The sequence below is a fragment of the Salipaludibacillus sp. CF4.18 genome (genome assembly GCF_051262595.1).
In the GTDB taxonomy this organism is placed as follows: domain Bacteria; phylum Bacillota; class Bacilli; order Bacillales; family Salisediminibacteriaceae; genus Salipaludibacillus; species Salipaludibacillus neizhouensis.
This window is the reverse complement of record NZ_JBIMEV010000054.1, coordinates 17,766-29,853: the sequence shown is the minus strand read 5'-3', so window position 1 is coordinate 29,853 and position 12,088 is coordinate 17,766. Positions and strand designations below refer to the sequence as shown.

Below are 12,088 nucleotides of genomic sequence, written 5' to 3'. Positions count from 1 at the left end.
CTGACCCCTTAAAAATTAATCATGTAAGAAAAACGGCATAGCCGTCTTTTATTAGATACAGCGTTATCTTTCGCCACCCCCGAGTAGCACCTACGTAGTGCTTGTAGGTGCTACTCGGGGGTGGTTTTCCCTTGACACACGTGGCGTAAAGATAGCTGTCAACTTATAAATTCTTAACTTGCAAAAAAAGCTAGTAACTTTTCGTCACTAGTTTATAGAAGCCCGTCTTTTTCATTTTGCATTTGTTCTTTTGTACGGATGACTTGCATTGGATTCCCACCAACAAAAGCCCCGGCAGGCACGTCCTTATTAACAAGGGTACTGGCTGAAACGATGGCACCGTCCCCAATCGTTACACCTGGTAGAATGGTCGAATTTGCACCGATCATGACATTGTCCCCGATGATGACGTCCCCGAGACGATATTCTTTAATGAGGTATTCATGAGCAAGTATCGTAGTGTTATAGCCGATCACGGAGTTTTTCCCAATCGAGATCTTTTCAGGAAACATGACGTCCATCATTACCATCAGTGCTACAGCAGCTTTGTCACCGACTTCCATCCGTAAAAAAGTTCGATAAAGCCAATTTTTAAACGAAAGAAAAGGAGTATAACGCGCGAGTTGAATGACAACAAAGTTTTTAGCCACCTTGAAAAAAGGCACTGTCTTATACACTTGCCATAATGAATTTGCTTCTTCCACAGCATGTCTCGTTGTGTTACGCCCCATAGCCTTATACCCTTCTTTCTCTGACCATTTTGAAAGTCACATTATTTTGGTACTCCGAGATAATCTAATAAATCCGTCATTTCCTCAAGCATCACATCTGGATGGAAACTTGCTAGGTGGGCTCGTCCTTTTATACTCCAGGCCACTCCGGCAGTTTGGGTACCCGTGTTCTGACCACCAAGGATATCATGTTCACTATCACCAACCATTATTGCTTTTTCCGCCGTTGAGTCCAGCTGTTGCAAAGCCAGATTCAATGGTTCCGGATCAGGTTTATAGTTAGAAACTTCATCAATCGATACAACGACATTGAAGTACTTCTCTAACCCCATCAACTTCAAGCCTTTTAATGCTGTGTCGCGACGTTTCGTCGTGACAATTGCCAGTTTATACCCTTGTTGCGACAGAACTTCTAATGTTTCTACGACTCCTTGGTACTCGCTGACAAGATCATCATGGTTTTCAAGATTAAACGTGCGATATGTATGTGTCATTTCTTCTACTCTACTTGCATCAAGATTCGTAAAGGTTTCCGATAACGGAGGTCCTATGAACGAGATAACGTCCTCGCGCTGGTATTTACCTGGGTAATAGGCATCCATCGTATGTAAAAAGGAAGCTACGATTAAATCAATCGTATTTATCAGTGTTCCGTCAAGATCAAACAATATCGTGTCAATTTTTTTTGTAACGTTGGTGTCCGTCGTCAATTTAAATCATCCTATCTTTTTTATTCCTTTATCTCGTTTTTATGATGATGCCTTTTACTATACAAACAATGCGAAACTTGCGCCTGTGACGAGAACCACAGGCGCGGATTTTCGCCCTTCTAAGCAGTACGGGAACCATATTAGTTGTTAGAATGGGAATACGTCGAAGCTGTTGAAGTTTCATCGGCATTCCTTTTTTTATCTAGCCGATTCCAAACAATTGCCACAGCAATCGTAAGAAGAATTGCCGTTACTAGCCTGACAAGAAATAACGGCCATAGAGGAATTCCTAAAGGTATAAAAATCAATGTATCTTCCACTACCGCGTGACAAGCTACGAGAAAAATAAAGACTAAATAGAGGTCCTTCTTTTTTACCCCATCCTCTTTCACAGCTTGAATCATAACCCCGGCTCCATAGGCCAAACCAAAAGTGAGACCTGCTGCCAGCGTCGTAGAAGTATTCGGGTGAATTCCGAGCATTCTTGTAAATGGCGTCATCCACTTGGAAAAGACAGGAAGCCACTTTAAGTCTTTCATCACTTGAATGAAAATCATAATCGGGATAACTATTGCGGCTAACTGGAGAATACCAATCACTGCACTTTCCATTCCATAAAGTGCAATAGCACCATACCCCTCTATCGACTCGGTCCCATCCGATGGAACGAAGCCGAAGCTTGCTCGTTCTCCTCCACCTTGCCAAACTAGATTTATTACCCATGCAGACAGTAAGGCTAAACCGATTCGTACAAGCAATACCACCCATATTTTTAATCCAACCTGTTTTGCTACAGCAGATTCAACGAATAAGTTATGAGAAAATGAAAGCATTACTGCTAATATAAATACCTCTTTCACGGTTAAATCCATCGTGAGCATGGCACCAATTGCGGCATATAAATTGAGCATATTCCCCAAGACAACAGGAATCGCTGCTTCTCCTGACAACCCTATAAGGTTCATAAATGGTGATAAAACTCGAACCAACCAGTCCATCACAACTGTCTGTCCTAGCATCGTAATGAATAATGTAATAGGAAAAATAATTCTACCTAGCTTCCATGTGGTTAGGAGACCCGTTCTCAACCCTTGTTTAAATGTATTCCTATTCATTTAAAGCCTCCTTTCATCACCATGGATAGAGCTACTTTTTCTTCTTTTTATTTTTTTGTCCCGTTGAATGTTTCTTCACGGTTTTCTCTTTCGGCTCCTCGTCAAGGTACCTTGCCTCTGCTAACCCTTTTTTCCGGCGATAAACAATAAGGATGATACCACCTATTACGGTGATAATCGAAACAACCTGGGCTGTTTTAAGCACTCCAAAAATCAATAAGTAGTCCGTTCGGATCCCTTCAATGAAAAATCTTCCTACCGAATACCAAATAGCGTATGTTATAAAAAGTTCACCACGGCGTAGATTAACCCGTCTCAACGAGAGTAACAGAATAACCCCTGCTAAATTCCAAATAGATTCATATAAAAAAGTAGGTTGATAATAAGCACCATTAATAAACATTTGGTCAATAATGAAGTTCGGCAACATCATATTTTCCAAGAAGCTTCTGGAGACCTCTCCTCCATAGACCTCCTGATTCATGAAATTACCCCAGCGACCAATTGCCTGACCTAACAGAATACTTGGCGCAGTAATATCAAGAATCTTCCATAGAGACACTCCTTTGTATTTCGCAAAAATTGCTCCAGTCACAATGGCACCGATTAGTCCACCATGAATGGCAAGGCCACCCTCCCAAATTGCAAAAGCACTCATTGGGTCATCTGCATAATTCTCCCAACGGAAAATCACATAATATAGCCTTGCGCCAATGATAGCCGCAGGCAAGGCAAACATCAGCAAATCTGCTAGCATATCATCAGGCATGCCTCGCTTTTTCATCTCCCTGTTTGCCAACAAATAACCTAAAAATGCTCCTAAACCGATTAACACTCCATACCAATAAACTGGGATGGGCCCCAACTGAAACGCAATGCGGTTCATTGGCTCAATGGTTCCTACTATCATACATACACCTCGTTTTTTAAACTACCACAAATATATAAGGGGAATAAGCAACAATTACTCCTCCTTCTACGATGATCGAGGTAGTTATTCTCTCTTTTTATAATGTCTCTGTCTATCGAATAGAATATCATAAGTAAAGAAACAACACCTAGAGAGAAGCATGCTGTCGTCTGAAATCCTTCTATCTGAAGAGTATGCTCAGATATCTTCTTTTAAAATTCTTCTTTATCGCCTTCTTCAATGACATGGGACAAGCGCTCTGAGAATTGTTCTGCTGCGTTAATTCCCATTCGCTTCAAACGGAAGTTCATGGCAGCTACTTCAATAATAACAGCTAAGTTTCTTCCAGGTCGCACTGGAACGGTTAGTTTAGGAAGGTCTGTATCAAATATTTTGATTGTATCTTCGTCTAATCCTAAGCGATCATATTGCTTTTTCTGGTCCCAGGTTTCTAAATCTATTGCCAAACCAATTCGTTTATAGTTTCGAACGGCACCAGCTCCAAATAAAGTCATGACGTTAATAATTCCTAAACCGCGAATTTCCAAAAGGTGTCTAATCAGATCCGGAGCTCGTCCCACCAAGACACCGTCGTGCTCCTGGCGTATTTCTACCGAATCATCAGCTACAAGCCGGTGTCCTCTTCTTACAAGGTCAAGTGCCGTTTCACTTTTACCTACACCGCTCGAACCAGTGATCATGACACCGATACCGTAAATATCGATTAAAACGCCATGAATAGCTGTCATTGGAGCTAAGTGGCTTTCTAAAAACGTTGTAAGTTGACTACTTAAACGCGTTGTTGTTAACGGAGAAGATAATATTGGCATGCCTACAGCATCTGCTGCAATAATTAAATTCTCTGGAGCATCCATTCCTCTTGATAAAATAATCGCGGGTGTATCATATGTACAAAGCCGCTCCATTCGGTCCTTTTGTTCCGCTGCTGATAGTTCTGAATAAAACGTCATTTCTGTTTTCCCAAGTAATTGAATCCGTTTCGCCGGGTAATATGTAAAATAGCCTGCCATTTCCATACCAGGTCTTGAAATGTCGCTCGTAGTAATCGAACGATATGCTACTTCGTCTTCATTATTTAATATTTTAAAGTCAAATTCCTTTATCAATTGCTTTGTGCTTACTTCTGCCATAATGTGTTGCCTCCTTTGATGTATAAAGATCGAATCGTGACTTATATACTTTTATATTACTCTCATTTTAGCATACTCATTTTGAGAGCGTTATAAAATTTTACAGAATCATCCTATGGCTCTTTATTATTACCAAGGGCTTACATCCTATGTTTTTTATCAAAAAAGCTTTGGTTGATGGAAGGTTGGTTTTTAAAGAGAAACTTTACCCGTGGATAGCTTCAGCCCATAGCGAATTCGAGTACCTCTGTCCGAAGGGAAACACAATCTCTAAAAAAAAATCCTTCAAGAACAATGTCTCAAAGAATTTCTTTTAGTTATTTATTTTGTTCCATGACACAGAGCATTACCTCTTTGTTACCGGATCAACAATAAACGAATGAATCAATGCACTAAGAATCGCAAATATCACCGCGGCAAGCAGTGCCATGCCAAATCCTTCAATAACAAAACTATCTCCCATAATCGCTTGCGTAAGCATTAATGTGATGGCATTGATCACAAACAAAAATAATCCAAGCGTCATGACAGTAATCGGAAGGGTAAAAACAATTAAAATAGGTTTTACGATAAGATTAAATAGAGCCAAAATAAAACTTGCCAGCAAGGCCGCTCCAATACTAGCTACCTCAAATGACTGAAAAAAAGCGCTAATGATTAATAATACTGCTGCATTTACGAGTAATTGTACGAGCCAGCTCATTAAGAGCTCACTTCTGCTTCATTTGGAATCACAAACATACCGATGAGATAGGCAAGAATAATCCCTGCATTTAACGGGATGATCAGTAGAAGAAACACAATTCTTACGACAGTAGAGTCCATACCAAAATAATTGCCAATGCCTCCACATATCCCTGCAAGTTTACGGTCATGATTTGATCGAAGTAATTTTTTCATTTTCTATAACGCTCCTTCCGTTCCAGCTTACTATCGCTCTTAATTTTTTATGGAGATAGCACCTGTAGTCGCTTCTGCTTCAATATAGAAATGAGCTTCTTGATTTTTATTCGCTAAAAAAGTCATTTTCTTACTTGCAAAGTCTTTTTTCTCATCGATTACAGTCAATTCCGGCAAATCACATTGGATACCGCCAACTGTAGTTTTTAACTCGCCCTCTGTTTTTACATTATCGGGCACGGTAACTTCAACACTGCCAGTGGCTGTTTTTATATATGCTCGTGCGCTCTCAGGCTCCAGTAACGTATAATAAACGGTACCATTTAGTGTTTCCCCGTCAAAGTCACCCTTAGCTGTTTTAATGGCAATCGTCCCATTCACTGTTTTTGTATCACAATGATCAGCTTCTAGTCGGGAAACAGAGATCGTTCCATTCACTGTTTCCAGCCTGACATCCTTCGCTTCAATCTCTTCAAAATTAATACGCCCATTTACAGTTTTAGCTTCCAAGCTCTGTACGGACACATTTTCCCCAGATATTTTACCGTTAAACGCATAAAATTGAATTTTCTTTAGATTATGTTTCGGTACATACACTGTCGCGTTTACTTTCATTGATTTTTTCTTCGCGTGTAAACGTAGTTTATCATCGTTTAAACTAAAACCAGCTTCGTCAAGAAATACTCTTCGTGCCTCATCCGTATCTGACACCTTATACACCTTAACATTACATTCAACACGTACGTCGTCTTCCTCCCATGGTCGGAAAACAATACTGCCATTCTCTATATGAATATCAATATCTTCTACAGTTATATTTTTTTCTTGGAAAATATGCTGAACTTCAACAGAAGAACCAAAATTAAAATCAAGATCAAACTCTTTTATTTTGTGCACGGCATCTTCAACAAATTCTGAAAATCTACTAGCAAATGTCGTGATTTTCTCCCCCGTCTTTCGATAACCTTGAGCATCCCAATTAACATCCTTGGACATATAATGATCTGTTTCTTTTTTATTTGCCTCAGGGTCCTTTTTAAATTTACCTGTGTTGCTGTGAGGTCCTCTTCGTTCATATCTTGAGCGTTTCTCTTTCTTGTCAGAGTCAGGGGATTTTTTTTCAGTTGGCTCATCTCTCATTGCTTGCAGTAACTGCAACCCTTCCTCTGCTGTAATCTTACCATCTTCAATCATTTTCAAAACCATTTTACGTTCTTCCATTGTAATCTGCCTCCTTCAAGTTTTGCTTAACGATATTTTTCACTAAACCATACACAGTTAAACTTAGTATCAAAACACTTATGAAAGACTTGTGAAGTTTCTGGTTCATCGCTGGATGATGTATTATCTTGTTATTAGTATAACGGATGAAAGGTATAAGAGGTTTCAAAACAACCGAATTAATTGCGTAAAACTTCGGGATTAAATGCACACTTGTTTACTATTTATCTTTAACATTATTTACATCAGACCAGGTGCTGCGATCTAGTTCAAAAACCCGAGTACCTTTTTCAAATGGGCACCCGGGTTCTCTTCATTTTTACACAGAAGCACTTTCTTTTTCTTTCATCCTGATGTCCATTCGCTTCCGCTCACGTTCAAGGATTGGTTTTAAATACTGTCCTGTATATGATGCTTTAACTTTCGCTACTTCTTCTGGAGTTCCTTGAGCAACTAGCTTACCACCTTTGTCGCCACCTTCAGGCCCCAAATCAATGACATGATCCATCGTTTTTATCACATCTAAATTATGCTCAATGACAAGTACTGTATCTCCGTTTTCAACAAGTCGCTGAAGCACCTTTAACAAACGGTCAATATCATGCACATGAAGACCTGTCGTTGGCTCGTCTAAGATGTATAAAGTTTTCCCGGTAGATCTGCGATGCAGCTGAGATGCTAGTTTAACTCGTTGTGCTTCCCCTCCGGATAAAGTTGTAGCTGGTTGCCCCAACTTCATGTAACCCAGACCTACATCAAAAAGAGTCTGGACCTTTCTTTTAATTCTAGGAATGTTTTCAAAAAATTGAACGGAGTCTTCCACTGTCATGTCCAATACATCGGATATATTTTTCCCTTTATAAAGTATTTCTCTCGTTTCACGGTTATAGCGTTTGCCATTACACTCTTCACACGGAACATAGACATCCGGTAAAAAATGCATTTCAATTTTAATAATCCCATCTCCGCGGCACGCTTCACAACGACCACCTTTGACATTAAAACTAAAGCGTCCCTTTTTATAGCCACGAACTTTAGCTTCATTCGTCATTGCAAACACATCACGAATATCATCAAAGACACTCGTATACGTTGCCGGATTAGAGCGAGGGGTTCGTCCTATCGGTGATTGGTCAATATCGACCACTTTTTCTAAATGTTCAATACCTTCAATTTTCTTCACCTTCCCAGGCTTGGTTTTCGCCGTGGTAAGTTTCTGAGCAACAGCCCGATATAAAATATCATTTATTAGCGTACTTTTTCCGGAACCGGATACACCAGTCACAGCAAGTAGTACACCTAATGGAATATCGACATTTGTTTTTTGTAGATTGTTCTCTTCAGCACCTCTAATGGAGAGCATGCGACCATCAGAAACTCGTCGTTCTGCCGGAAGAGCAATAAATTTCTTACCAGATAAGTATTGTCCTGTTAAGGAGTTCTCATCATCCATAACTTCCTGTGGTGTACCAGTGGAGCAAATATATCCTCCATGAACACCGGCGCCAGGGCCAATATCAATAAGATGATCTGCAGCTAGCATCGTGTCTTCATCGTGCTCGACAACAATCAATGTATTACCAAGATCACGCATTTTTTCTAACGTTGCGATCAATCGGTTGTTGTCCCTTTGGTGAAGACCGATCGACGGCTCATCCAGAATGTATAATACACCCATCAGTGAAGAACCTATCTGTGTCGCCAAACGTATCCGCTGGGCCTCTCCACCTGACAAAGTTCCCGCCGCCCGTGAAAGTGTTAAGTATTCCAAGCCTACATTTAATAAGAAACCGAGTCGTTCCTCAATTTCCCGAAGAATCATTCTTGCAATCGTCATGTCTTTATCCGACAGTTCCAGCTTTTCAAAAAATACTTTCGCATCCTTCACAGATAAATCTGTTATTTTTCCAATATGCTGATCTGCTATTTTAACAGACAATGCTTCTTTCGTTAGTCGATTTCCTTTACACGTTGGACAAGGCTTTTGGGCCATAAAACCTTCCATTTGTTCACGAATATAATCTGATCCCGTTTCCCGGTATCTTCGAGTAATGTTTTCCATGACCCCTTCAAAATAAATCTCTTTTTCACGCACACGACCAAATTCATTTTCATAGCGGAAGAAAATCTTATCTTTTCCGCTTCCGTACAATATTTTGTTTAATTGCTCTTTAGGTAGGTGTTCTACGGGAACATCCATATCAATCCCGTAATACTCGCATACACTCGCAAGAAGAGACGGGTAGTATTGAGAGCTTGTCGGCTTCCATGCTGCGATCGCATTGTTCTTTAACGACAATGCAGGATCAGGAATAACGAGTTCTAAATCTACTTCTAATTTTAGTCCTAAGCCATCACATGAAGCACAAGCTCCAAAAGGACTATTAAATGAAAACATGCGTGGTTCTAATTCTCCTATAGAAAAACCACAATGAGGACATGCATGTTTTTGACTAAATAAAAGTTCTTCTTCACCAATTACATCCACAGTTACTCTGCCATCGGCTAAGTTCAATGCCGTCTCCATAGAATCTGCCAGACGGGTTTCCACTCCCTCTTTAATGACAATCCGATCAATCACAACTTCAATACTATGTTTCTTATTTTTTTCTAATTCTATTTCATCGGAAGTTTCATGCATTTCACCATCGACGCGAATACGAACATAACCTTGCTTTTTAATATCTTCCAATACTTTTGTATGCGTTCCTTTACGTCCTGAAACGATTGGTGCAAGGATTTGCATTTTTGTTCGCTCTGGATACTTTGTCATTTGATCGACCATTTGCTGCACGGTCTGAGAGCTAATTTCAATGCCGTGATTAGGACATATAGGTTTACCTACGCGAGCATAGAGTAATCTTAAATAATCATAGATCTCTGTTACCGTACCTACAGTAGAACGAGGATTTTTACTCGTAGTTTTCTGATCGATAGAGATCGCCGGGGAAAGGCCTTCGATTGCATCAACATCAGGCTTATCCATTTGCCCCAAAAATTGGCGTGCATACGCTGAGAGAGATTCAACATAACGTCTCTGCCCTTCTGCGTATATCGTGTCAAAGGCAAGGGAGGATTTCCCTGAACCAGACAATCCCGTCATCACAACGAGTTTATCTCGTGGTATCGTGACATCTATATTTTTTAAATTATGGGAGCGTGCTCCCTTTACAACTAAATTATCTAGAGCCATTTATCAATCTCACCCTTCTGCTTTCAATTCAATAACGACATCCCGTAATTCAGCTGCTCGTTCGAAGTCGAGATTTTTGGCAGCTTCTTTCATTTCTTTCTCCATTCGTTGAATCACTTTCTCACGGTCTTTTTTACTTAATTTCTGAGAAGGAGCTTTCGTGAATGCATCATATGATTCTACTTCTTCTGCTGCATACGTCGCTTGAATCAAGTTTGGAATTGCTTTTTGTATTGTTTTAGGGGTAATCCCATGTTTTTCGTTGTGTGCCTTTTGAATCTCGCGACGACGCTGAGTTTCCTCAATCGCAATATTCATCGATCTCGTTATTTTATTAGCATACATAATAACGTGTCCGTTCGAATTTCTAGCCGCACGCCCTATTGTTTGTATAAGAGGACGTTCTGCTCGAAGAAATCCTTCTTTGTCAGCGTCCAGAATCGTGACAAGCGAAACTTCCGGAATATCCAGTCCTTCCCTCAACAAGTTAATCCCTACAAGTACATCAAACTGACCTTGCCTGAGCTCACGGATAATTTGAATTCGGTCCAATGTTTTAATATCGGAATGAATGTATTTTACTTGAATTCCTACTTCCTTCAAGTAATCTGTTAAGTCTTCTGACATTTTTTTAGTTAATGTCGTCACTAGGACGCGTTCTCCTCTTTCTTTTCGCAATCGAATTTCCTCGATCATATCATCAATCTGACCTTCTATAGGTCTCACATCTATTGTAGGGTCTAATAATCCTGTCGGACGAATAATTTGTTCGATCATTTGTGGACAATGCTCTATTTCAAACGGTCCCGGTGTAGCCGAAACAAAAATGGTTTGATTAATATGTTTTTCAAATTCATCGAATTTCAGAGGCCGGTTATCCTTCGCTGACGGAAGACGAAATCCGTGGCTGACAAGGACTCCTTTTCGAGCCTGATCCCCATTATACATTCCTCTAACTTGAGGAAGTGTCACGTGAGACTCATCAACGATAATTAGAGAATCCTTCGGAAAATAGTCTAACAATGTATACGGAGTTGCGCCTGGCTCACGAAACGTCAAATGTCTCGAGTAGTTCTCAATCCCGGAGCAATAACCCATCTCATGCATCATTTCTATATCGTAGCGTGTTCGTTGTTCAAGACGTTGTGCTTCAAGAAGTTTTCCTTCGTCGTTCATTACCTTTAATGTTTCCGCCAACTCATCTTCAATATTGACAATCGCACGCTGTAATTTTTCTTCTTTAGTAACGAAGTGAGAAGCCGGATAAATAGCCACGTGCTCTCGTTCACCTAACACTTCTCCAGTTAACGCATCGACTTCCGTTATCCGGTCAATTTCATCCCCAAAAAACTCCACTCGAATACAGTGTTCATCTCGTGAGGCAGGGAAAATTTCAACAACATCACCACGAACACGAAACGTACCACGAGTAAAAGCTATATCATTTCGTTCATATTGAACGTCGACTAACTGTCGTAATAAACCATTCCTGTCTTTTTCCGTTCCAGTGCGCAGAGATACCATCAGATCACGGTAGTCTTCCGGAGAACCTAGACCGTAAATACAAGACACACTTGCCACAATAATAACGTCATTCCGCTCAAATAAAGCACTCGTTGCCGAGTGACGAAGCTTATCGATTTCGTCGTTTATACTTGCATCTTTCTCAATATACGTATCTGATTGAGGAATGTATGCTTCTGGTTGATAATAATCATAATAACTGACAAAGTATTCTACACGATTATTAGGAAAAAATTCTTTAAATTCACTGTATAATTGTCCTGCTAATGTTTTATTATGAGCAATTACCAGTGTTGGTTTATTCACTTCCTGTATTACATTGGATACCGTAAAGGTCTTCCCGGTTCCTGTAGCTCCCAATAATGTTTGAAATTTTTCCCCTTTGTTTATACCAGCTATCAGCTCTTGAATGGCTGTAGGCTGATCTCCCGCGGGTTCATAATGTGACTTTAATTCAAACGGAATGTCACGGTCTGGCTGCACAGACATTGGATTTCCCCCTTCACGTTCCTACTCGTAATTATAAGTTCAAGATACCCTAAGATATCGATTCTATATGATCAAACTAAGTTAAGATACATCTCTTAGGTTTCTTTATACATCTACTCACACAAAACGGCAAATGAATTGCTT

At 40.1% G+C, this 12,088-nt stretch carries 10 protein-coding genes; all 10 read right to left on the bottom strand.

Annotated features, from left to right (window positions below; all coding sequences use genetic code 11):
* Positions 1-212 precede the first annotated feature (212 nt).
* The 10 genes from ACHABW_RS21395 to uvrB all read right to left on the bottom strand — a co-directional run bounded on the left by ACHABW_RS21395 (position 213) and on the right by uvrB (position 11,944).
* Positions 213-731 carry an acyltransferase gene (locus ACHABW_RS21395; protein WP_435758402.1) on the bottom strand — a complete coding sequence of 173 codons (519 nt, stop codon included), beginning with the start codon at positions 729-731 and terminating at the stop codon, positions 213-215.
* A 41-nt stretch (positions 732-772) separates the two neighbouring features.
* Positions 773-1,441, bottom strand: coding sequence for a pyrophosphatase PpaX (ppaX, locus tag ACHABW_RS21390; protein ID WP_435758400.1), 669 nt, complete (start codon positions 1,439-1,441; stop codon positions 773-775).
* Positions 1,442-1,581: 140 nt separating this feature from the next.
* A complete protein-coding gene (locus ACHABW_RS21385) occupies positions 1,582-2,556 on the bottom strand; it encodes a nucleoside recognition domain-containing protein (protein WP_435758398.1) in 975 nt (324 codons plus the stop codon).
* 31 nt (positions 2,557-2,587) lie between these two features.
* Entirely contained in the window at positions 2,588-3,463 is an 876-nt protein-coding gene (gene lgt / locus ACHABW_RS21380; RefSeq protein ID WP_435758404.1) for a prolipoprotein diacylglyceryl transferase, read from the bottom strand.
* Between the two features lie 215 nt (positions 3,464-3,678).
* A complete protein-coding gene (gene hprK, locus ACHABW_RS21375; protein ID WP_435758396.1) occupies positions 3,679-4,617 on the bottom strand; it encodes an HPr(Ser) kinase/phosphatase in 939 nt (312 codons plus the stop codon).
* A gap of 346 nt (positions 4,618-4,963) precedes the next feature.
* The gene (locus tag ACHABW_RS21370) at positions 4,964-5,320 is read right to left on the bottom strand and encodes a phage holin family protein (protein ID WP_110938738.1); all 357 of its coding nucleotides are present in this window, start codon (positions 5,318-5,320) and stop codon (positions 4,964-4,966) included.
* The gene (locus tag ACHABW_RS21365; protein WP_110938737.1) at positions 5,320-5,517 is read right to left on the bottom strand and encodes a PspC domain-containing protein; all 198 of its coding nucleotides are present in this window, start codon (positions 5,515-5,517) and stop codon (positions 5,320-5,322) included. The genes ACHABW_RS21370 and ACHABW_RS21365 overlap by 1 nt, the downstream gene beginning before the upstream one ends.
* 39 nt (positions 5,518-5,556) lie before the next feature.
* Positions 5,557-6,738 carry a DUF4097 family beta strand repeat-containing protein gene (locus ACHABW_RS21360; protein WP_435758394.1) on the bottom strand — a complete coding sequence of 394 codons (1,182 nt, stop codon included), beginning with the start codon at positions 6,736-6,738 and terminating at the stop codon, positions 5,557-5,559.
* A gap of 319 nt (positions 6,739-7,057) precedes the next feature.
* Positions 7,058-9,931: an excinuclease ABC subunit UvrA gene (gene uvrA, locus ACHABW_RS21355; RefSeq protein ID WP_435758392.1), complete on the bottom strand. Its 2,874-nt coding sequence runs from the start codon at positions 9,929-9,931 to the stop codon at positions 7,058-7,060.
* A 9-nt stretch (positions 9,932-9,940) separates the two neighbouring features.
* Positions 9,941-11,944, bottom strand: a complete 2,004-nt coding sequence (gene uvrB / locus ACHABW_RS21350) for an excinuclease ABC subunit UvrB (RefSeq protein WP_435758390.1) — start codon at positions 11,942-11,944, stop codon at positions 9,941-9,943.
* Positions 11,945-12,088 lie beyond the last annotated feature (144 nt).